Consider the following 22,015-nt stretch of genomic DNA (forward strand, 5'->3'; position numbering starts at 1 on the left):
AGACCTTACGGTGCTTGACTGGGGGTGTGGACCCGGTCCTCGATGCATTTTCCGCCATCCCCCGGGAGGGTTTCCTCCCACCCGAGGAGCGTGACTTCGCGGGCTTCGACGAGCCGCTTCCCATCGGCCACGGGCAGACCAACTCGCAGCCGCGAACGGTCGCCGACATGCTGCACCTTCTCCAGGTCGCACCGGGCGACAAGGTGCTCGACGTCGGCTCCGGATCGGGCTGGACCACCGCACTGCTCGCCCATCTGACCGGCCCGGCGGGGAGCGTGGTCGGGGTCGAGCTGGAGCCGTCGCTGGTCCGGTTCGGCCGCCGGAACCTGGCGGCCACCCACCAGCCGTGGGCTCGCATCGAGAAGGCGAAGGCCGGGGTGCTCGGCTGGCCCCGGGAGGCTGCGTACGACCGCATCCTCGTCTCCGCCGAGGCCGAGGCGATGCCGAGCGAGCTGATGGACCAGCTCGCCGCGCCCGGCCGGATGGTGGTCCCGGTCGCCGGCCTGATGATGCTGGTCGAACGGAACGAGACCGGCACCGCGCGCCTGAGCAGCCACGGCTGGTATCGCTTCGTGCCGCTGCGGAAGGCCTAAGGACCCGTACGCCGCGGCCGCTCGCCCTCGTCAGGGTGCGGCACCGCGCGGAGCTTGCCCGGCGGCGCCGGGGGCGGCGGTGTGGTCGGGGGCAGCGGCCGGCTGAACTCGTCGCGGCGACGGATCCGACGGGCGGTCTTGCGGAGCCAGGAGGGGTCCATGACGATCTCGTGGGTGTTCCCGTCGGGACCGTCGAAGGTGACCGCGACGGTCTCGAAGCCCTTGTGACGCTGCATGAGGGCGTAGCTCGCGTAGGCGCGGCGGTCGGCCTCGGTCAGCTCGACGTCGTCGGTGAAGAGGGTGAGCAGCGCGCGCGGCCACAGGTGACGCGAGTAGACGACGTTGACCTCGATCGAGATCACCACCATCAGCGCCGCGATGTAGAGGAAGGCGACCAGACCGAGGACCAGCGCGAAGGTCTGGTTCATGCCTCGGGTGGCGGCGAGGACGTGCTGGACGAACTCCGCGCCGAAGTACTGCAGCACCTGCCACAGCATCGCGAACGTGATCGCGCCCGGCAGGGCGTGCGCGAGCGAGTGGTCACGGGTGGTGGCCATCCGGAAGACGACGCACAGCATGCCCGTGACGATCGCGACGGTGCCGAGGATCACCAGCCAGTAGCCGATATCGACCGCCTTGAACCCGAGGAAGTCGGTGTGGCTCAGCACCAGCGACAAGCCGGTGACCGAGAGGATGGCCAGGCCGCCGGCGGCGAGCATGAACAGCGACCGCACCCGCAGCAGGATCGGGTTGGGACGGCTGTTGCGCGGCACCGACCAGGCGGTGTTGACGGCATTCTGCATCGAGAGGCCGAGGCCGAGCGCACCGTAGAGGGCGGCCAGACCACCGACGATGATCGCGCCGGTCGACCCGGTGAGCTCCTTGCGGCCGAGCTGGTCGCCGATGATCGGGAACTGCGCCAGCGCCGTGTCGAGCACCGCCTCCTGCAGGCCCGGGTTGCCCTCCAGCACGAAGCCGAGGATCGAGGAGGCGAGCAGCAGGATCGGGAAGACCGCGACGAACGCGTAGTAGGTGATGATCGCGGCGAGGTTGTTGCCCTGGTCCTCGTAGAACTTGTAGACGACAGCGATCGGGAACGCGACCGGCGGGAACCGGCGCTGAGCCCGATCCATTGCCTTCGCCGCTCCAGCCATAAGGGTCAGGCTAACCCCTGCCTGACCCGATAGATTGAACGTCGGTCAGGTCAGCAGGTCTGCACACTCGAGGAGATGACCCACCAGATGTCCAACTTCGGCCCGCCGACCGGGCCGCCGCCAGGCGCCCCGCAGGACCCCGCTCGTGGACCGGGCGAGCAGCCCCAGGCCCCGCCCTGGGCACAGCAGTCGTACGTCCCGGCCGGGCCGCCGCTCGCGACCTGGGGCCGCCGGGTGGCCGGTGCGCTGATCGACGTCGCCCTGCTGCTGCCGTTCTACCTGGTCGCCGGTGTGGGCGGTGGGCTGTCGCAGGAGTCCGGCTTCTTCGTCACCGCGTTCGGCCTGCTGGTGACCGTGGCCGGCTGGATCGGCGGGCTCGCCTTCGCCGTGTGGAACCACGTCCTCAAGCAGGGCCGCACCGGCTACACCATCGGCAAGGGGGTCGTCGGGATCAAGCTGGTCCGACGGGACTCGCAGGCCACGACGGGCGTCCCGGTCGCGCTGGCGCGGCAGTTCCTCCACGTCCTCGACGGGTTCTGCATGATCGGCTACTTGTGGCCGCTGTGGGACGACAAGAGGCAGACCTTCGCCGACAAGATCGTCGGCACGCTGGTCGTCGTGGAGCCCCGCTCTTAGCCGCAGCGCCCAGGCGTGTGCGCTGACATTTACGTTGAGATGTGGCCATACTCGGCCCCATGTCTAACTACGGCCCGCCTCCTGGCGCCCCGCAGGACCCCTCCGGCCAGCCTCTGCCGCCGACTCCGCCGCCCGCACCGGCCTACGGTCAGCCCAGCGCTCCGCCGCCTCCTCCCGCGCCGGGATACGGCGCTCCTGCCGCTCCCGGCTACGGCGCCGCCCCCGCCGCACCCGGCTACGGCGCCGCCCCGGCCGGCTACGGCTATGGCGCCCCGACCCCGCCGTACGCCTCCTGGGGTGCACGCGTCGGCGCCGCGATCATCGACGGGCTCGTCGGCGCGGTGGCCATGATCCCGTTCTGGATCGGCTACGGCCTGCTCATCGCCGGGGCCGCCTCGGGCACCGCCTCGGAGTACGACCCGAACACCGGCATGTACACCCCCGGCGGGGAGCCCAACGGGGCGCTCATGGCCATCGGTGGGCTCCTCCTGTTCATCGGCTTCCTGGTGAGTCTCGCCTTCCTGTTCTGGAACTACGGCCTGAAGCAGGGCAAGACCGGCTACACGATCGGCAAGGGCGTCCTCGGCATCAAGGTGGTCAAGGAGGCCGACGGCCAGGTCCTCGGCACCTGGTTCTCGATCGGGCGCTTCTTCGTCCACTACCTCGACCAGCTCGCCTGCTACATCGGCTACCTGTGGCCGCTGTGGGACGAGAAGCGGCAGACCTTCGCCGACAAGATCCTCAGCACGATCGTCGTCTCCGAGCCGAAGAAGTAGACACAGACGTACGCAGCAGGGCCGGTCGCTCACACGACCGGCCCTGCGCCTATCTCCGCGTGCTCAGTAGGACTTCGGAAGCCCCAGGGTGTGCATGGCGATGTAGTTGAGGATCATCTCCCGACTGACCGGGGCGATCCGGCCCAGACGGGCGGCGACGAGCTGGTTGGCCAGCCCATACTCCACCGTCAGGCCGTTGCCGCCATGGGTGTGGACCGCGGCGTCGGTGGCGTTGCAGGCGACCTCGCCGGCGGCGTACTTGGCCATGTTGGCGTACTCCCCGGCACCGGCGTCGTCGCCGGCGTCGTAGAGGGCGGCGGCCTTCTGCCACAGCAGGCGGGCCTGCTCCAGCTCGATCTTGACCTTCGCCAGCGGGTGCGCGATGCCCTGGTGGGAGCCGATCGGGGCGTCCTTCCAGACCGAGCGGTTGGCGGCGTACTCCACCGCCTTCGCCAGGGCGTAGCGGGCCATCCCGCAGGAGAGCGCGGCGCCCATGATCCGCTCGGGGTTGAGGCCGGCGAAGAGCTGCCAGATGCCGCCGTCCTCGTCACCGACGAGGGCGTCGGCGGGGAGACGTACGTCGTCGATGAAGAGCGTGAACTGCTTCTCCGGCGCCTCCCAGGCCATCGGGATGACCTGCTTGGTGAAGCCCTCCGAGTCGGTCGGGACCACGAAGAGGGCGGGCTTGAGCTTGCCGGTCTTGGCGTCCTCGGTGCGGGCGACGATGAGGACCGAGTCGGCCTCGTCGACGCCCGAGATGAAGGTCTTCTGGCCGTTCAGGACCCACTCGTCGCCGTCGCGCTTGGCGGTGGTGGTGATCTTGTGGGAGTTGGAGCCGGCGTCGGCCTCGGTGATCCCGAAGGCCATCAGCAGGCTGCCGTCCGCGATGGCCGGAAGCCAGCGCTTCTTCTGCTCCTCGGTGCCGCAGCGGCCGATGATGCTGCCGCAGATCGCGGGGCTGACGACCATCATCAGCAGCGGGGCGCCGGCGGTCGCGGCCTCCTCGAGCACGGCGGCCAGGTCGCTCATCCCACCGCCACCGCCGCCGTACTCCTCGGCGATGTTGACGCCGAGGAAGCCGTTGTGGCCCATCTCGAGCCACATCTCGGTCATCTTGCCGCCCTCACGGGCCTGCTTGGCGACGAAGTCGTGACCGTACTTGCCGGCCAGCTTCGCGACCGCCTCGCGCAGCGCGGTCCGCTCCTCGGGCTCTGTGAACGCGGTGGTCATTCTGCCTCCTCTACGACGGCCAGCACCTCGCCGGCGGCGACCTGGGTTCCTGGTGTGACGTTGATCTGGGTGAGTACGCCGCCGGTCGGCGCGGTCACCGTGTGCTGCATCTTCATCGCCTCCAGGACCAGCAGCGGCTGGCCCTCGGTGACGTCGCTGCCGGCCTCGGCCAGGACGTCGACGACCGATCCCGGCATCGGTGCCAGCAGGCTTCCGGGCTGGGTCTGGGTGGCCGGGTCGGTGAACCTCGGCCGCTTCCGGAGCGCGGTGTGGCCGAACGAGGAGTCGAGGTCGATCCGGTCGCCCGCGATCGCGATCGCGTAGGTCGTGCGCAGGCCGTCCTTCTCGAGGACAACCCGCTCCTGACCTGCATCGATGACGTCGAAGCCATCGATGCGGTAGCCATCGCGGGTGCCGTACCACTCCACGGTGACACCGTCCTCGGAGCCGTCCTCAAAGACCGTCCGCTGGGGCTGGTTGACGACGTTGCGCCAGGCGACCGGGATCCCCGGCCGACGGGTCCGCTCGGCCAGGGCGATCGCGGCCGCGACGGGGGCACCGGGGTCCTCGGCCGATGAAAGAAGAGTTTCTTTCGCGAGCAGAGCGGTGGTGACCTCGCCGCTGCGGAACGCGTCCGAGCCGAGGATCCCGATCAGCTGCTCGCGGTTGGTCACCAGGCCGTGGATCTTGGCCGTACGCAGCACCGAGACCAGCCGCCGGATCGCCGCCTCGCGCGTGGGCGCGTGCACGATCACCTTCGCCAGCATCGCGTCGTAGAAGGTGCTGACCTCCGAGCCCGAGGTGTAGCCGGCGTCGATCCGGGCGTCGCTGGAGAACTCGAGCTTGGTCAGCGTCCCCGACTGCGGCTGATAGTCCGCCGACGGGTCCTCGGCGTAGAGCCGCACCTCGATCGCATGCCCGTTCACGTCGGTGGTCGAGCCTGCCGACACTGCCCCCGAGACACCCTCGGCGACAGCGATCTGCAGCTCCACCAGGTCGACGCCGTGCACCAGCTCGGTCACCGGGTGCTCGACCTGGAGCCGCGTGTTCATCTCCAGGAACCAGAACCGCTCCGAGGCGGCGTCGTAGAGGAACTCGACGGTGCCCGCCCCGCGGTAGTCGATCGCTGCGGCGGCGTTGCGGGCCGCCTCGTGGAGCGCCGACCGGACGGCATCGGGCAGCAGCGGGGCCGGGGACTCCTCGACGACCTTCTGGTGGCGGCGCTGCACCGAGCAGTCGCGCTCACCGAAGACGGCGACGTTGCCGGCACCGTCTCCGACGACCTGGACCTCGACGTGACGGCCGGCCTCGACGTACGGCTCGACGAAGACGGTCCCGTCCCCGAACGCCGAGGCGGCCTCGGCCTCGGCGGCAGCGATCTCGGCAGCGAGCGCGTCGAGCGACCGGACGATCCGCATCCCGCGCCCACCGCCGCCGGCGGAGGCCTTGACCAGCAGCGGCAGGTCGGCCTCGACCGGCGAGGCCGGCGCCTCCAGGACCGGGACCCCGGCCGCGGCCATGATCTTCTTGGCCTCGATCTTCGAGCCCATCTGCTCGATCGACTCGGGAGCGGGTCCGATCCAGACGAGCCCGGCCGCCTCGACGGCGCGGGCGAAGTCGGCGTTCTCGGACAGGAACCCGTAGCCCGGGTGGATCGCGTCGGCACCGGCCACCTTGGCCGCCTCGATGACCAGGTCGGCACGGAGGTAGGTCTCGGTGGGCGCGTTGCCCGGGAGACGTACGGCATGGTCCGCCTCGGCCACGAACGGCAGAGCCGCGTCGGCGTCGGAGTGCACCGCGACGGTCTCGATGCCGAGCCTGCGGGCGGTGCGGAAGACGCGCGAGGCGATCTCGGCGCGGTTGGCGACCAAGATTCGGTTGATCATGGGCATTCCCTTTCGCTGGTCGAGCCGCCGGAGCCGCTAGGCGGAGGCGTGTCGAGACCAACAGAGTCGACTGTGTTGGTCTCGACACCGCTCGCTTCGCTCGCGGGCTCGACCGACGGTGGCTGGTCACATCCGGAAGACACCAAAGTTCATCGCCCCCTCGATCTCCTTCGTCGCGATCGCCGACAGACAAAGGCCGAGGACGGTGCGGGTGTCGCGCGGGTCGATGACCCCGTCGTCGTAGCCGAGGCCGGAGAGGAACATCGGCAGCGACTGCTCCTCGACCATCCCCTCGACCATCTCCTTGACGCCCTTGAACCCCTCTGCGTCGAAGACCTCGCCCTTCTTCTCAGCGGACTCGCGGGCGACGATCTCCATCACCCCGGCGAGCTGGGCCGGTCCCATCACCGCTGACTTGGCCGAGGGCCAGGTGAAGAGGAATCTCGGGTCATAGGCTCGGCCGTTCATGCCGTAGTTCCCCGCGCCATAAGACGCGCCCATGATCACGGTCAGGTGCGGGACGGTCGAGTTGGAGACCGCGTTGATCATCAGGGCACCGTGCTTGATGATGCCGCCCTGCTCGTACTCCGTGCCGACCATGTAGCCGGTGGTGTTGTGCAGGAACAGCAGCGGGGTGTCCTTCTGGTTGGCGAGCTGGATGAACTGCGCCGCCTTCTGGGCCTCCTCGCTCATGAGGACGCCACGCGCGTTGGCGAGGATGCCGATCTCGTAGCCGTGCAGCCGCGCCCAGCCGACGCAGAGGCTCGGCCCGTAGAGGGGCTTGAACTCGTCGAACGCCACCTCGTTGTCGGGACCGGTCCCGTCGACGATCCGCAGGATCGCCTCGCGCGGGTCGAAGGGCTCCTTCAGGTCGGTCGGGATCAGGTCGAGCAGGCCGTCGGGGTCGAGGTCGGGCTCGTAGCTCGCCTTCGGCTGCGGGCCGCGCTTGCGCCAGTTGAGCCGGGCCACGACGCGTCGCGCCTGCCGGATGGCGTCGTGCTCGTCGACCGCGAGGAAGTCGGAGGAGCCGGAGATGCGCGAGTGCATCTCGGCGCCGCCCAGCGACTCGTCGTCGGTGTCCTCGCCGGTGGCCATCTTCACCAGCGGCGGGCCGGCCAGGAAGACCTTCGCGCCCTCCTTGACCATGATCACGTAGTCGCTCATGCCGGGGACGTACGCACCACCGGCCGTGGAGTTGCCGAAGACCACCGAGATGGTGGGCTGCTTGCGGGCGGAGGACCTGGTCAGATCGCGGAAGCCCTTGCCGCCCGGGATGAAGATGTCCTTCTGGGTGGGCAGGTCGGCGCCGCCGGACTCGGTCAGGTTGATCGTCGGGAGACCGTTCTTCTCCGCGATCTCGGCCGCCCGGAAGGAGCGCTTGAGGGAGTAGGGGTTGAGCGCCCCGCCTTTCACCGTCGGGTCGTTGGCGACGATCATGCACTCGACGCCCTCGACCAGACCGATGCCGGTGATGATCGAGCCACCGACCGGGAAGTCGCTGCCCCAGCCGATCAGCGGCTGGGTCTCCAGGAACGGGCTGCCCTCGTCCAGCAGCAGCTCGATCCGCTCGCGGGCGAGGAGCTTGCCGCGGGCCTTGTGGCGGGCGACGTACTTCTCGCCGCCGCCGGCCGCGGCTTTCGCGTGCTCGGCGTCGAGGGCCTCGATCTTCTCGAGGAGGGCTTCTCGGTTCCCGCTCATGAGGTGTAGCCCAACAGCTTGGCGGCCAGGTCGGTCATCACTTCGGTGGCTCCTCCTCCGATCGGCAGGATCCGGGCGTCGCGGTAGTGCCGCTCGACCTCGGTCCCGTGCATGTATCCCGTCCCGCCGTGAAGCTGGACGGCCTGGTCGACGACCCAGGTGCAGGCCTCGACCGCTGTCTGCTTGGCCAGCGCCGCCTCGGCGATCGTCTGTTGTGTCGAGCCCTCGCGGTCGTAGCGGGCGACCACGGCGTGGGTGTAGGCCTTGGCGACCTCGACCTGCCGGTGCATCTCGACGAGCTTGTGGCGTACGACCTGACGCTTGATCAACGGCTCACCGAACGTGGTGCGCTGGCGGCAGTAGTCGGCGGTGAGCGCCAGGCAGCGGGCGGCGGTGCCGTAGCCCTGGACGGCCAGCGCGATCCGCTCGGTCACGAACGCCTCGGCGATGTAGATGAAGCCCGCGTTCTCGTCGCCGACGAGGTTGGCGGCCGGGACGCGTACGTCCTCGAACGCGAGCTCAGCCGTGTCGGAGCACTTCCAGCCCATCTTCTCGAGCTTGCGCGTGACCGTGAAGCCAGGCGTGTCCTTGTCGATCACGAGCAGGCTGATGCCGCCGGCCCCCGGGCCGCCTGTGCGGACCGCGGTGGTGACGAAGTCGGCGCGAACGCCGCTGGTGATGAACGTCTTGGCGCCGTTGACGACGAGCTCGTCGCCGTCGCGGACCGCGGTCGTGCGGAGGTGGGAGACGTCGGACCCGCCGTCGGGCTCGGTGATGGCGAGGCTGCCGATCTTCTCCCCGGCCAGGGTCGGCTTCACGTACGTCTCGATCAGGTGGGGCGAGCCGTGCTTGGCGATGTGCGGCAGCGCGATCCCGTGGGTGAACAGGCCCGCGAGCAGGCCGGACGAGGCGCCCTCGGACATCATCCCCTCGGTCACCGCGACGGTGTCGGCCAGTCCGCCGCCCTCGCCGCCGGCCTCCTCGGGGAACCCGATCCCGAGCAGCCCCTGCTTCGCGGCGGCCAGGTGGGCCTCGCGCGGGATCTCCTGGTTGTCCTCCCAAACCTGGAGGTCAGGGAAGACTTCACGGCGGGCGAACTCGGCGCCCAGCTGGAACAGGTCGTCGCTCACAGGAGCTCCTCCGGGCCGAGTTCAACAGGTACGTCGACGATCCTGCTCCGGGCCCACTCGCCCAGGCCCTTCGCCTGCGGGTCGAACCTCGTCGAGGCCGCCACTCCTTCGCCGAGCAGGTCGTGGATGACGATGTTCACGCCACGCAGGTGAGGCAGCGGCGTGATGTCGATGGCCAGGTCCTCGGCCTCCGGCAGCAGCGCCCGTACCCACTCCGGCGTGACCGTGTCCAGCAGCCACTCGACGACCGCGTCCGGCCGCCACTGCGGCGCCCAGAGCCCGAGGTTGGCGTCGCCGCCCTTGTCCCCGGACCGCGCGTAGACCAGCTCGCCCAGCGCTCGCCGAGGCGTCGCCCCCACCGGCCGAGGCGTCGCTCCCGTCGGTCGAGGCGTCGCTCCCGTCGGTCGAGTGGTCCTCTCGCTCGACGCGCGTGACGTCTCGGCCGACGTACGTGACGCCTCGGCATAAGCGAGGGGCGACGGAACCTCGTAGGTCGAGCCGTCGGGGAGATGGACGGTCTCGGGGGCGCGGTCGCGCCGGACGTACGCAGCCTTGTAGATCCCGAACGGAGACGGCCGCCCCGGGGGCGCGGTGACGTGGAAGCCCGGGTAGGAGGCGAGCGCCAGCTCGATGGCCGGAGCGGTGAGGGCACGTCCGACGGCGTCGGCGTCGGCGGCCCGCGCGTTGAGCCGCAGGATGCAGGCGGCCCCCTCCTCGGTCGGGGAGTCGGGCGCGGGGATGCGGTAGGTCGACCAGGTGTAGTCGGGCCCGATCGGGAGCTCGGCGTCGAGCTGGTCACGCAGCCAGGCGGCCTTGGCGTCGATGTCGGGCCCGGTGAGCACGAACTCGGCGGAGTTGCGGTAGCCGCCGAGCGAGTTGACCGCGACCTTGAGCGTGGCCGGTGGCGGGGTGCCGGTCACGCCGGTGATGGCGACCCGGTCGATGCCGACCTCCTGGAGCCGGATCGAGGTGAGGTCGGTGGTGACGTCGGGACCGAGGTAGAGCGGCCCCTGGATCTCGTAGAGCAGCTGTGCGGTGACCGTGTCGACCGTGACGGTGCCGCCGGTCTCGTCCTGCTTGGTGATGATCGAGGAGCCGTCGACGGCGATCTCGGCGACCGGGAACCCCAGCGGACGCGCGCGGGCCTGCGGCGACATGGTCAGGAACCCGGAGAAGTTGCCGCCGGTGGCCTGGGTGCCGCACTCGATCACGTGGCCGGCGACCACGGCGCCGGCGAGCTCGTCGTAGGAGTCGCGCTTCCAGCTGTGGTGGGCGATCGCCGGCCCGACGACGACGCTCGCGTCGGTCACCCGGCCGGTCACGACGATGTCCGCGCCGGCGTCGAGCGCGTGCGCGATCCCGAAGGCACCGAGGTAGGCGTTGGCGGTCAACGCGTCGGGGTGGGAGTCGAGGCGTCCCCGGAGGTCGTCGCCGTCGACATAGGCCACCTTGGCGCCGGTCCCGAGCGCCTCGATGGCGGCAGCGAGGCCGGCGGGATTGAGGCCGCCGGCGTTGGAGACGATCTTGACGTCCCGCTGCAGGGCGAGGTCGAGGCAGTCCGCGACCTGACGCAGGAACGTCTTGGCGTAGCCCGTCGTCGGGTCCTTGAGGGTGTCCTTGCCGAGGATGAGCATGGTGAGCTCGGCGAGATAGTCGCCGGTCAGCACGTCGAGCCGACCGCCTTCGAGCATGTCGCGCATCGCCGAGAACCGGTCACCGTAGAAACCGGAGCAGTTGCCGATGGTGATCACTTCTTGGGCCTCCCGCCACCGGTGGGCCCGGCGAACGCCTGGGCGATGGTCAGCCACTTCTCGGCGTCGTCGCCGGTGGTCTCCAGCGCGGTGTCGTCGCGGTGGATGCGCTGGGTGACGAGACGCGCGAAGTCGTACGCCGGGCCCCGGACGCCCTGCGTCGCGTCCTCCGGCCCCCAGACCCACTGCTCGCCGGACGGGGCGGTGAGCTCCACGCGGAACGGGTCGGAAGGCGGGGTCAGGCCGTGGACGCCGTAGGAGAAGTCACGGGTGCGGGTGCCGAGATGGCACACGTGCTTGATGCGGTCGCTGGGCTCGTAGGTGTGGCCGAGCGCCTCACGTACGTCCAGCCCGTGGGCCCAGGTCTCCATGAACCGCGCGGTCGCCATCGAGGCCGGCGACATCAGCGGCCCGAACCAGGGCAGCTTCTTCCCGTCCGGGACGTTCGCGAGCGCACCGGCGAGCTCGCCGCGTACGCCGTCCCAGTGCTGCAGCAGCTCCGTCGCCGGCATCGTGGCCAGCGCCAGGGCGGACTCGTCGACGTAGCCCTCGGGGTTCTTGATGGCTTCATTGACCAACTCGTCCCAGGCGGTCGCGTCACCTGCCACCCACTCGGTCGCGGCGAGCGCGGCCTCGTCGGTCCAGGCCAGATGGGCGATCTGGGCGGCGACGTCCCACCCTTCGGCGGGCGTCGGCTCGCGCCAGCCCGCCTCGCTCAGCCCCGCCACCACCTGGCGCAGCTCGAACCCCTCCATGGAGAGGTCCTCGAGAAGTTCATCCAGCAGACTCATCGCAGCTCTCTTTCCAGAACCTCGGCCCAGTGGTCGAGGATCCGCTCGCGTCGGGCAGCGTCGTCGGTAATCGTGTCAGCCAGTGCCAGGCCGCGGACGAGATCGAGCGTGGCCTGCACGAGCTCGCGTACCCCCGGCTTCTTCTCGTCCACGTCGAGCAGCTCGACCGTGGCCCGGTGGAGCTCGCGGCCGATCCGCTGCTCGAGCGGACCCACCGCCGCGGCGAGCTGCTCGTCGGTGCGCGCCGCCACCCACAGCTCCAGGGCGGCGGCGAAGACGGGCGAGGTGACCTGCTCGGCCAGCATGGCGAGCACGTGCCGCGTACGCTGCCCGCCCTCCGGGAGCGCTCCGGCCGCCTCCTTCAACGCCTCGCCGCGAGCCTCGGTGATGTGCTCGACCGCCGCCACGACCAGGTCGTTCTTCGCCGGGAAGTGGTGCAGCTGCGCCCCGCGGGAGACCCCGGCACGCTGGGAGACGAGCGTGGTCGTGGTCCCGGCGAAGCCGCGCTCGGCCAGCAGCTCGACGGTGGCATCGAGGAGGCGCGCCCGCATCGCGCGGGTGCGCTCCTCCTGGGGTACGCGGGTGGCCTGGATCACAGGCAGGCACTCTTCCGCGCCAGAAACAAACAGTCAACCCTGACTGTATATTTCTGAGACGACGCCACGACAGGCGGAAGCCGAACGTCCGGAACCGGTCCTAACGTCGGACCCATGGCTATCGCACGCAATCCGCAATGGGTCATCGACTGCCCCGACCCGGCAGCCCTGGCCACCTTCTACGCAAAGCTGTTCGACTGGGAGACCAAGGTCGACGACGACGGCAGCTGGGCCGAGGCCTGGGGTGACGGAGGCGCCCTCAACTTCCAGGCCGTCGAGGACTACCGCGCGCCACAGTGGCCCTCGCAGGACGTACCCCAGCAGTCCCACCTCGACGTCTTCGTCGACGACCTCGACGTCGCCGAGGCGGCCACCATCGCCCTCGGCGCCACCAAGCACGAGGTCCAACCCGGCAAGACCTTCCGCGTCTTCCTCGACCCCGCCGGCCACCCGTTCTGCCTCTGCCAGGCCTGACAGGCCCCGCCGAGTCGGTAGAAGTGGCGAGCCGAGAATGTGGTTGTGGGCGACGAAACTCGAGTTTCGTCGCCCACAACTGAGGATTCGGCCCGCCAGAAGTCCCTATTCGACTCGGGCGACCATCGGGAGCCGGCCGCGGGTGGTGACCGCGACGATGAGCGCGATCAGCAGCGGCAGTCCGACGACCACGATCCCGACCAGATCCCAGGGGATCTCGAGGTAGTGGGAGGCGACGCTGTCGCGCTCCGGCCAGCCTTCGGTGGTGATCGGATAGCTGATCGCGATGCCGGGCACGAAGCCGATCAGCGCGCCCGGGATCGCCCCGAGCAGCGCCACGACCAGGGCGTACGAGGCAGCGACCCCGCGCCGCGTACGCGTCCTGGCACCGACCGCCGAGAGGGTCGCCAGGTCGGGGCGGGCGTCGTTGATCGCGAGGTGGGTCGCGGTCAGCGCGCCGCCGATCATCAGCACGGATCCCAGGGTGACCAGCAGGATCCAGACGATCACGACGGAGTCCCTCTCCACGTAGCCGCGCTCGACCAGGATCGTCGTGGAGAACTGGCCGGCGGCGAGGGCCTCGTCGAGATCGGTCTCGGCCTCGGCGCTGAGCCGTGCGTTCTCGACGTAGAGGCCCGTGACCTGCGGTTCGACACGGAGCTGCTCGGCCATCGCGGGCGTCACGACCGCGTACGCAGGCGCGGCCCGCTCACCGACGTCCAGATAGGTCGCCGGCACCTCGACGGTGGCGACGTCACGGTCCTCGCCGTCCTCCTCGGACCACTCCCTGACGACCAGGTGCGCGGACTGCGAGGACAGCAGCTTGTCGTCGGTGGTGAACACCACCGCTCCGGAAGACCGCAGCGTCTCGGCAGCGGTGGCGGTGTCCCGCTCGGACAGCGAGCGCGCCACCACCGGCGGGAGGCTCCCGTCGGCACCGGCGACGATGAGGTCGCCGAACTCGCCCAGGGTGGTGTCGAGCGAGACCATCGCGCCGTCGCTGCTCTCGACGGCGACGTAGCGTCCGTCGTCGTCGACCACCGCGCTGGACGTCGCTGTGGCCGTCGCCCCGGGGATGGCCTTCTCGACCTGCGCGGCGATGCTGTTCCACCGCGCCGCCGACTCCTCGGCATCGGTCTCGTCCTCGGTCTCGCTGTGTCGCGCATGCACCACGGCGTCGCCGATCGCGAAAGACGGCAGATAGCTCTCCTCGTTCTGCTCCCGATCGCTGCTGAACGCGATCCCGAGCGTGACCACGCCGACGACCGTCACCGCGATCGCCCCGGCGGCAGGCACCGTCCGGGTGCGGTGCCTGTCGGCGTCGCGCGTCGCGAAGCGGATGACGAGCGGCATCCGGGCGCTCGACCGAGCCGCCAGCGAGACGAGGACCGGCAGGATGAACAGCAGCCCGGCGACGCAGAGCAGCACGCCGAAGGCGATCGGGATGCCGCTGAGTGCGTTCCGGGTGCCGAACGCCGCGGCTGCGATCCCGGCTGCGATCAGCACGAGGCCGATGATCGGCGACCGCCGCGAGGGCAGGCTCTCGGAGCGCCGCCCGGCCAGCACGCTGACGACGTTCTGCCGCGAGGCGATCCAGGCCGGCACGATCGCCGCGCAGATCGCGGCCGCGAACCCGATGACGGCCACCGCCAGGACCTGCAGCCCCGGCACCTCGAACGGACCGAACCAGGCCGAGACCTGATCCTGGGCGAGCGGCTGGAGCAGCCGCGCCAGCCCGACCCCGAGCACGGCGCCGATGACCGCCGCCACCGCACCGATGACGATCGCCATCCCGAGCAGGACGCGGCGCGACTGACGCGCGGTCCCTCCCGAGGCGGCGATCAGGGCGAGGTCACGCGCCTGGCGCCGGGCCGCGACCGCGAACGCCGGTCCGGCCAGCAGGACCACCTCGAGGATCACCATGACCACGATGAGGACGATGACCACGACCTCGGAGGGGTCCGGGGCGCCCATCGGCGGACGGATGTCCTTGTCGGCCGCGAGTGCGGCGGGCGATGGGTCCAGGACGACCGAGCGCGAGAGCACGAAGGCGCCCGCCGCGTTCAGGTCCTCGATGTCGGACCAGGTCACCGGCGCCCCGCCGACGAGCCAGGTCGAGCGGTCACCGGCGTAGTCGACCGGAAGGTCCGGCCCGGCGACGAAGGCGTCGTTGCGTACGGTCGACGACTCGACGATGCCGACGACCTTGCGGACCTCGTCGATGTCGCCGTTCGGGATCTGCAGCTCCTCGCCGATGCCGGGTCCCCGGAAGGCAAGGGTCGAGTTGACCACGACCTCGTCCGGCCCCTGAGGCAGGCGGCCTTCGGTCAGCCGCGTCAGCCCGGCGGCGAGCGGGTCGTTCAGATCCGTCTCCAGACCGCTGACCCAGGTGACCCCCTTGTCCGTGCGTACGTCGAAGGTCCGGTCCATCACCTCGAGCATCGGGCGCTCCCCGATGACGGCCTTGACGCCCGCCGCGTCGAGCGGGTCGGCATCGGAGTCCTCGAGCCACTCGGACGCGTTCTCGGGGTCGATCCCCTGCCGGACCGCGCCGGCCGTCTGGACGTCGATGCTGGCCGCGGCCTCGGTGCCGAGGCGGCGATCGAGGCCTTCGACGGTGTCGACGTCATAGGTCTGGTACGTCACCGCGACCGCGGTCACGCCCGCCACCGGCAGCGCGATCATCAGGACGACCAGCAGGCTGCGCCACTTCGCTCGCCAGGCCTCGCGTTGCCCGATACGGAGCGCGAGGCGCCAGCCGCCGAGACCCGAGCTCATGCCTCCACCTCGTCCACGAACACCGTGCTCGGCGTCTCGCCGGCCTCGTCGACGACGAGCCCGTCGCGCACGTAGATGACCCGGTCGGCCCAGCTGGCGTAGCGCGGCTCGTGGGTGACGAGCACACCGGCCGCACCCGCGTCGCAGCGCGCGCGGATCAGCTTGAGGATGTCCTCGCCGGTCTCGGTGTCGAGGGCCCCGGTCGGCTCGTCGGCCAGGATCAGGCGGCGCTCGCCGACGATCGCCCGGGCGATCGCGATCCGCTGCCGCTGCCCGCCGGACATCTCGTCGGGGAACCGGTCGGCGAAGCCGTCGAGCCCGACCTCCTCGAGGGCCGTCCTCGCCGCAGCCCGCGCCGATCGGCGACCGGCGCCGTCGAGCTCCAACGGCAGCGCGACGTTCTCGGCGGCGGTCAGGGCCGGGATCAGGTTGAAGTCCTGGAAGACGTAGCCGATCGACGTACGCCGCAGCTTGGCGCGCCCGCTGATCCCGGCCTCGCCGAGATCCTGGCCGTCGACGGTCACCGACCCGGAGGTCGGCGAGTCGAGGCCACCGGCGATGGTGAGCAACGACGACTTCCCGGAGCCGCTCGGCCCCATGATGGCGACCAGCTCACCGGCGTACGCAGCGAGGCTGACGCCGCGCAGGGCGTGGACCTCGGCGGCGCCGGTGCCGTGGACGCGGCTCACGTCGGTGAGCCGGAGGACGGGTTCACTCATCGGTGGACTCCTTGGTCTGGGTGGTGCCTGCGGTGGCAGGCGATGTGTGGATGCGGCGGCTCAGCCGCTCGCGGGCGTCGGCGAGCCAGCGGTCCTGGTCGTGGCTGAGGCGGCGCAGGTCGTGGGCGAGGGCGGCGTTCATCGGTCCCCTCCTTCGACGGGTTCCGGCGCGGTGCTCGACGCGGCCGCCCGGCGGAGCCGGGCCTCGCAGTGGTCGAGCCAGCGGATCTCGGCCTCGGCCGCGAAGACGAGACGGTCGAGGACCAGCCCTCCGGCGAGGTCGTCCCCGGCACCGGACCGCGACTGGCGCCGGTACCCCTGGAGCGCCTGCATCGTCGCGTTGCGCTGCTGCTGGACGACCTTGCCGACGTCCACGCTCGGCACCGCGACCGCGACCGCGAGCTTGATCGCGAGCTCGTCGCGCTGTGGCTGCGTACGCTCCACGGGGGTGTCGAACCACCCCTTGACCTCGACCTTGCCGGCCTCGGTCAGCTGATAGAGGGACCGTCCCTCCGCGTCGGTCCCTCCGGCCTCGACGAGGCCGTCACGCTCGAGTCGCGACAGAGTCGTATAGACCTGCCCGACGTTCAGCGGCCAGCTCGCGCCGGTGCGCTGCTCGAACTCGGCGCGCAGCTCGTAGCCATAGCGCGGCTTCTCCAGCAGCGCCAGCAGTGCGTGCTTCACGGACACTCGATCACCTCCCTAGTTACTGAGTATGTATATACCGAGTATGCACTCGGTCGCAAGTCGCGAAAATACGGGCGACGGCACCTGCGCCTGCCTGGGAGACTGCTGGCCGCTGGTTCGGGCCGGCGGTCTTGTCGGCCCGTGAAACTCCTCCGGGCCGGTCCCACTCCCGAAGGAGTCGAAGTGTCAGCTCGTAGACGCGTCGTCGCCCTGACTGCGACCGCACTTGCCCTCGGCGGGCTGAGCGTCATCCCGATGGCCCCGCCCGCCTCCGCCGAACCCGACCCGGTCGCGACCTACCAGGACCGTGCCGACGTCCCACTCACCATCCATCGCACCACCGACGGGATCGCCGACTTCATCGGTTCGAAGACCGAAGCCGTCGATCCGCTGGGGGCCACCGTCAAGCCCGCGAAGGCGGCTCAGACCCACCTCGACCGCGCCGCGGAGGCGCTGGGCACCGACAAGAAGGACCTGCGCGAGGCGTCGACCAGCAAGGCCGTCGGCGGTGGGTCGGTGACCAGATACGAGCAGTACGTCGACGGCCTCCCCGTCCTCGGCGGCGAGGTGGTCATCGGACTGGACAAGGCCCGCGGCCTCACCTCCGCGGCCACCAGCCTCTCCGAAGCCACGGATGTCGCCGGGCCCGACGAGTCCGTGCGGACGAAGGCCGAGGACGCGGCCAGGGCCGTGGTCGCCAAGGCCAACCACGGAGCCACCGCCCTCACCGTGGACGACGAGGGCGCCTGGCTCTACGACGACGACCTGATCAGCGGGCCGCAGATCGGCGAGACCAGCGTCTTCCGGTTCTCGGTGACCAACGGCTCCACCATCCGTGAGACCGTGCTCGTTCACGCCGGCACCGGCCGCGTACTCATGCACATCAACGAGATCGCCCACGCCAACCGCCGCATCTGCGACAACGCCAACGTCCGCGCCGCAGCGACCGGCTGCGCCGACACGAGCCTCACGGTCAAGCGGCGCGAGGGCGACGCACCCTCCGGGATCGCCGACGTCGACACGGCGTACGACATGCTCGGCGCGACCTCCGACCTCTACGCCTCCCTCGGTCTGGACCTGACCGACGAGATCGGCTGGTCCAGCGGCGCCACCGCCAAGGCGATCACCGCCACGACCCGCTACTGCGAGCCGACAGAGCCGGGCTACACGCCGCCGTGCCCGATGGACAACGCGTTCTGGAACGGTCAGCAGATCTACCTCGGCCAGGGCCTGGTGGTCGACGACATCGTCGGCCACGAGCTGACCCACGGGGTGATCGAGAAGAGCTCGAACCTCTTCTACTGGCACGAGTCGGGCGCCATCAACGAGTCGATGGCCGACATCATGGGCGAGATCGTCGACCACCGCTACGCCACCGCCGGCGACTCCCCGACCGACTGGCGCGTCGGCGAGGACTCCTCCTTCGGCGCGATCCGCGACCTCGCCAACCCGACGGTGCACGACCAGCCCGACCGGATGACCAGCTCGCTGTGGGAGGCCGACGACCTCAGCTACTACGCCGACGGCGGCGGCGTGCACACCAACAGCGGGGTCGGCAACAAGACGGCCTACCTGATCTCCCAGGGCGGCACCTTCAACGGCCGTACCATCACCGGCATCGACGCCGGTGACCCGACCCTGCAGAAGACCGCGGCCCTCTACCTCTACACGATCCAGCACCTCGTCTCCGGAAGCCAGTACGCCGACCTGCGCCGCACCCTGGCCAACAGCTGCTCCGCGCTGGTGGCCGCCGGCACCGCCGGCTTCACCGCGGACGACTGCACCCAGGTCAATCTCGCCACCGACGCGACCGAGCTGGCGAAGTCGCCCACCAAGGCGGGCGCGACCCGGCCCGCGGAGGCGCCCAACACCTGCCCCGCAGGAAGCACCGGCAAGGCCGCGGTGGCGACCCCGTCGCTCAGCCGAGGTGTGCTGTGGAACCCGGCGCCCGACGCGGCGCAGGGCATCCCCGCGAACGACCGTGACGGCAACGGCTCCGACTTCGGCATGAACCCCGACCCGGAGACGTACGGCGACCCGACGGCCAGCGGCCTGACGACGGCCGCGATCAACGTGCCGGCCGGAAAGCGGACCTACCTCCGGTTCAGCCACTGGTACCTCTTCGAGTGGTACACCGGCAGCGACCCCGCCTACCCCACGCCCGAGTACTACGACGGCGGCGAGGCGCGGTTGCTGGTCAACGGCGTCGCGACCGCCATCCCGTCCACGGCCTGGGTGAACGGCCCGAAGCAGAAGCTGCTGCTCAACAGCCCCACCCGGCCGCTGACCGGCTTCGGCGGCGACTCCAACGGCTGGATGAGCTCTCGGGTCGACCTGTCCGCGTTCGCCGGCAAGACCGTCCAGTTCCAGTGGGTCGTACGCGGCGACAATGTCGGCTCGTTCATCGGCTGGTTCGTCGACGGGATCGAGCTCTACACCTGCAACCCGCTGACCATCGCGAGCACCGCGCCGCCGACGATCAGCGGCACCCCGCGGGTGGGCTACACCCTGACGGCGACGAAGGGCTCGTGGAGCCCGACGGCCACGAGCGTGAAGTACCAGTGGCTGCGGAACGGCGTCCCGATCTCGGGTGCCACCGCGTCGACCTACAAGCTCGCCGGCGCCGACCACACCAAGGAGATCCGGGTCCGGGTGACGGCGTACTCCTCGACCTGGCCGGCCGCCAACCCAGGTGTCCGGGCGAGCGCGGCGACCGCGAGGATCGCGGCCGGCTACCTCACCGCGGCCACGCCGACGATCGGCGGCACCCGCAGGGTCGGCTATCTGCTCACCGCCTACCCCGGCGCCTGGAAGCCCTCCGGGATCACGTTCAGCTACCAGTGGCTGCGCAACGGCGTCGCGATCTCGGGCGCGACGGGAAAGACGTACCGCCTCCGGTCCGTCGACCGCGGCGACCGCATCCGCGTCCGGGTGACCGGCCGCAAGGCGGGCTACTACACCAAGACCGCCACCTCGGCGGCCACCAGCACCATCCGATGATCCGGATCCGGCCCGACGACGGCGCGCTCAGTCGCCGTCGTCGGGTCGGCCGGGATGCAGCAGCAGGTCGACCTCGTCGATGACCACCTCGGTCACGACGCCGACGGCGAGGCCGTCGATCCGGGTGCCCGCCAAGGTGCCGCCGAGGCCATCCGGTCCGGTCAGCCGGGCCGCCGGCCGGGCGCGGACCGCCTCACCGAGCCGGCGCTCCAACGCCGTGTGCAGGACCGCACGCGGGTCGATGTACGCCGCACCGACCCGAGGCGGGTCGACATCGACGGAGAACGTGGCGAGGACACGTACGTCCTGGCCGTCCCCGGTCCGGGTCCGGACGACGACCGCGATCTCGATCTGCCCGGTCGGCCACTCGAGCACCTCGTGGAAGCCGGGGACCGCCACGGTCATCGAGTCGGAGGCGATCCGGACGATCCGCCGGTGCCGGGTCACGACCAGGCACTCGCCACGGCGGGCCCGCCGCAGCAGCGAGGCCACCACCAGGCCGGCCGCGACCACCGCGATCAGCAGAATCGTCGCCGTCTCCCCCATGGCCCGAGTCTTCTCGGCTCGGGCTCGATTCCGAATGGGCGCTGCCACCCATTCGTCCGAGCGTCCACGTCGCCGCAGATGTCAGTCGACGGCCTGTGCCCACGGGCTGATCCTCACCTCGGCCCCGTCGAGGATGTCGAGACCGCTCGGCCCGTCGGGTACCGCGACACCGAGCGTGGTGGGCGTGCTGCCGGGCATCGCGGTCACGAGCAGCTCGGTGGTGATGTCAGGGTCGTTCGCGGTGGACATCGCCTGCCAGTCGATCACCGCCATCACCGACTGCGCCGGAGGGACGACGACGCGCTCGGGCACCATCGAGGGTTCGTACGGCTCGACCATCACCTCGGTCTGCCGAGCACCGGCGGCGTTCAGGAACGCGACATCGGGTACGTCTTCGATCGCACAGGCCCGACGGCCGAGGTTGCGGGCCCGGAGCCACGCCTGCCGCGATCCCAGAGCCGCGTCCTGGCCGCCGAAGGTGACCTCGAGATCGGATGGCCGGCACGGCGGCGCGGCCGGGTCCGTGGGCCAGGGCGCACCGTCACCGAACGGCGGCATCGTCGTCGGCGCCGCAGTCTTTCCCCCGACCCAGCCCTCGACCTTGCCGCCGCGCGTCCCTTCGACCACGTACTCCAGCGGCTGCCCCGACCCCACGGGATAGCCCTGGTAGGCCGTCAGCCACCTGCTGACGTCGCCGATCACCCGGTCACCCTCGGCGGCCTCGACCAGGACGATCAGCGGTTCGTACGGAGCGGCCAGCTGGGCCGAGGTCACCGACCGCCGCTCGGAGGCAGCCACCACGAGCCTCACCGCCGCCGGATCGGGCACCTCGTTCGACCGGTACCACGCATCGCCACCGCGGAGATCCACCGGGCGCTGCCGGTCGCGGGCGACCGCGGCCAGTGCGGCCAGGCGGGCCTGCGGCGCCTCTACGTCAGCCTTGGCAGGAAGCCCCGTCTGCGGGTCGGCGACGGTCGACGACACCGACGTCGCCCCGGCGTCTCGCAGCGCGACGGCATCGGCGAGCGCATCACCCATGGCATCACCGGGGTTCAGACCACGCTCGCCCACGGTGATCCGGGGAGGGCCCATCGTGAACGAGACGCCGGTACGGTCAGGCCCCGCCTCCGGCGCACCTCGGGTGATCTCGGGGCGAACCAGCCGGAGCACCTCCTTGCTCGCCGCGGCCGCCTCGGCCCCCGTCAGATCGTCCTCCAGGGTCACCTCGACGCTGACCGAGTGCTCCTCACGGTCGGCCTCCCCGAAGTCCTCCCCCGGGACGCGCCGGGACTCGTCGACGGCCAGAACGTCGCGTACGCCGGGGACGGACCGCCACTCGTCGGAGATGTCGAGGATCCTCGACACCGACTCCGGTGTTCTCGTCCCGGCCGCCGACACAACGGGCCGGATCCAGAGCACCGCGACCGTGCACCCGACCACGACCAGCAGGACGAGCGCGACGGCCACGATCCCCACCCGGACCTCGCGCCTGTCAGCGCCGCCCGACATCGCCACGTACGTCCTCCTCGACCTCTGCGGAAGGCAAAGAGTCGCACAGGACGAACCCCGT

At 70.7% G+C, this 22,015-nt stretch carries 19 protein-coding genes; 5 read left to right on the plus strand and 14 right to left on the minus strand.

Annotation, left to right across the window (positions count from 1 at the left end; all coding sequences use genetic code 11):
* The first annotated feature begins 14 nt into the window (after positions 1 to 14).
* Positions 15 to 593, plus strand: a complete 579-nt coding sequence (locus HD557_RS25105; RefSeq protein WP_231380450.1) for a protein-L-isoaspartate O-methyltransferase family protein — start codon at positions 15 to 17, stop codon at positions 591 to 593.
* Here the strand turns inward: HD557_RS25105 and HD557_RS25110 are convergent.
* The gene (locus HD557_RS25110; protein WP_196875861.1) at positions 590 to 1,726 is read right to left on the minus strand and encodes a YihY/virulence factor BrkB family protein; all 1,137 of its coding nucleotides are present in this window, start codon (positions 1,724 to 1,726) and stop codon (positions 590 to 592) included. The two genes, HD557_RS25105 and HD557_RS25110, sit on opposite strands and share 4 nt — an antisense overlap.
* Positions 1,727 to 1,822: 96 nt before the next feature.
* On the opposite strand from HD557_RS25110, the gene HD557_RS25115 reads away from it, so the two are divergent.
* The gene (locus tag HD557_RS25115) at positions 1,823 to 2,383 is read left to right on the plus strand and encodes an RDD family protein (RefSeq protein WP_196875862.1); all 561 of its coding nucleotides are present in this window, start codon (positions 1,823 to 1,825) and stop codon (positions 2,381 to 2,383) included.
* A 59-nt stretch (positions 2,384 to 2,442) separates the two neighbouring features.
* Entirely contained in the window at positions 2,443 to 3,159 is a 717-nt protein-coding gene (locus HD557_RS25120; RefSeq protein ID WP_196875863.1) for an RDD family protein, read from the plus strand.
* A gap of 63 nt (positions 3,160 to 3,222) precedes the next feature.
* Here HD557_RS25120 and HD557_RS25125 read toward each other — a convergent pair whose 3' ends face one another.
* The 7 genes from HD557_RS25125 to HD557_RS25155 form a co-directional block, all read right to left on the minus strand.
* On the minus strand, positions 3,223 to 4,389 hold the full coding sequence (locus tag HD557_RS25125; RefSeq protein WP_196875864.1) for an acyl-CoA dehydrogenase family protein: 1,167 nt from the start codon (positions 4,387 to 4,389) through the stop codon (positions 3,223 to 3,225).
* The gene (locus HD557_RS25130) at positions 4,386 to 6,275 is read right to left on the minus strand and encodes an acetyl/propionyl/methylcrotonyl-CoA carboxylase subunit alpha (protein ID WP_196875865.1); all 1,890 of its coding nucleotides are present in this window, start codon (positions 6,273 to 6,275) and stop codon (positions 4,386 to 4,388) included. Before HD557_RS25130 ends, HD557_RS25125 begins: the two co-directional genes overlap by 4 nt.
* Positions 6,276 to 6,401: 126 nt before the next feature.
* Positions 6,402 to 7,973 (minus strand): acyl-CoA carboxylase subunit beta, encoded by a 1,572-nt coding sequence (locus HD557_RS25135; protein ID WP_196875866.1) that lies wholly within the window; start codon positions 7,971 to 7,973, stop codon positions 6,402 to 6,404.
* The gene (locus HD557_RS25140; protein WP_196875867.1) at positions 7,970 to 9,103 is read right to left on the minus strand and encodes an acyl-CoA dehydrogenase family protein; all 1,134 of its coding nucleotides are present in this window, start codon (positions 9,101 to 9,103) and stop codon (positions 7,970 to 7,972) included. The genes HD557_RS25135 and HD557_RS25140 overlap by 4 nt, the downstream gene beginning before the upstream one ends.
* Positions 9,100 to 10,854, minus strand: coding sequence for an acyclic terpene utilization AtuA family protein (locus HD557_RS25145; RefSeq protein WP_196875868.1), 1,755 nt, complete (start codon positions 10,852 to 10,854; stop codon positions 9,100 to 9,102). The genes HD557_RS25140 and HD557_RS25145 overlap by 4 nt, the downstream gene beginning before the upstream one ends.
* Positions 10,851 to 11,645, minus strand: coding sequence for a TIGR03084 family metal-binding protein (locus HD557_RS25150; protein WP_196875869.1), 795 nt, complete (start codon positions 11,643 to 11,645; stop codon positions 10,851 to 10,853). The genes HD557_RS25145 and HD557_RS25150 overlap by 4 nt, the downstream gene beginning before the upstream one ends.
* Complete coding sequence (locus tag HD557_RS25155) at positions 11,642 to 12,241, minus strand: TetR/AcrR family transcriptional regulator (RefSeq protein ID WP_307785702.1); 600 nt, start codon at positions 12,239 to 12,241, stop codon at positions 11,642 to 11,644. Before HD557_RS25155 ends, HD557_RS25150 begins: the two co-directional genes overlap by 4 nt.
* 114 nt (positions 12,242 to 12,355) lie before the next feature.
* Here HD557_RS25155 and HD557_RS25160 point away from each other — a divergent pair, with 114 nt between their 5' ends.
* A complete protein-coding gene (locus tag HD557_RS25160) occupies positions 12,356 to 12,715 on the plus strand; it encodes a VOC family protein (protein ID WP_196875870.1) in 360 nt (119 codons plus the stop codon).
* 105 nt (positions 12,716 to 12,820) lie between these two features.
* On the opposite strand, the gene HD557_RS25165 is transcribed toward HD557_RS25160, so the two are convergent.
* From HD557_RS25165 to HD557_RS25180, 4 genes are read right to left on the minus strand one after another with little or no spacing between them, the layout of a single operon-like run.
* A complete protein-coding gene (locus HD557_RS25165; protein WP_196875871.1) occupies positions 12,821 to 15,493 on the minus strand; it encodes an ABC transporter permease in 2,673 nt (890 codons plus the stop codon).
* A complete protein-coding gene (locus tag HD557_RS25170; RefSeq protein ID WP_196875872.1) occupies positions 15,490 to 16,212 on the minus strand; it encodes an ABC transporter ATP-binding protein in 723 nt (240 codons plus the stop codon). The genes HD557_RS25165 and HD557_RS25170 overlap by 4 nt, the downstream gene beginning before the upstream one ends.
* Positions 16,205 to 16,354 (minus strand): hypothetical protein, encoded by a 150-nt coding sequence (locus HD557_RS25175; protein WP_196875873.1) that lies wholly within the window; start codon positions 16,352 to 16,354, stop codon positions 16,205 to 16,207. The genes HD557_RS25170 and HD557_RS25175 overlap by 8 nt, the downstream gene beginning before the upstream one ends.
* Positions 16,351 to 16,902, minus strand: coding sequence for a PadR family transcriptional regulator (locus HD557_RS25180; protein WP_040754676.1), 552 nt, complete (start codon positions 16,900 to 16,902; stop codon positions 16,351 to 16,353). Before HD557_RS25180 ends, HD557_RS25175 begins: the two co-directional genes overlap by 4 nt.
* A 180-nt stretch (positions 16,903 to 17,082) precedes the next feature.
* Here HD557_RS25180 and HD557_RS25185 point away from each other — a divergent pair, with 180 nt between their 5' ends.
* Entirely contained in the window at positions 17,083 to 19,899 is a 2,817-nt protein-coding gene (locus tag HD557_RS25185; RefSeq protein ID WP_196875874.1) for a M4 family metallopeptidase, read from the plus strand.
* 27 nt (positions 19,900 to 19,926) lie between these two features.
* Here the strand turns inward: HD557_RS25185 and HD557_RS25190 are convergent, their stop codons facing one another.
* Entirely contained in the window at positions 19,927 to 20,445 is a 519-nt protein-coding gene (locus tag HD557_RS25190; protein ID WP_196875875.1) for an SPFH domain-containing protein, read from the minus strand.
* 81 nt (positions 20,446 to 20,526) lie between these two features.
* On the minus strand, positions 20,527 to 21,954 hold the full coding sequence (locus HD557_RS25195) for a DUF4232 domain-containing protein (protein WP_231381585.1): 1,428 nt from the start codon (positions 21,952 to 21,954) through the stop codon (positions 20,527 to 20,529).
* Positions 21,955 to 22,015: the final 61 nt, after the last annotated feature.

Origin of the sequence: Nocardioides luteus, from assembly GCF_015752315.1 — a bacterium.
Taxonomy (GTDB): Bacteria; Actinomycetota; Actinomycetes; order Propionibacteriales; family Nocardioidaceae; genus Nocardioides.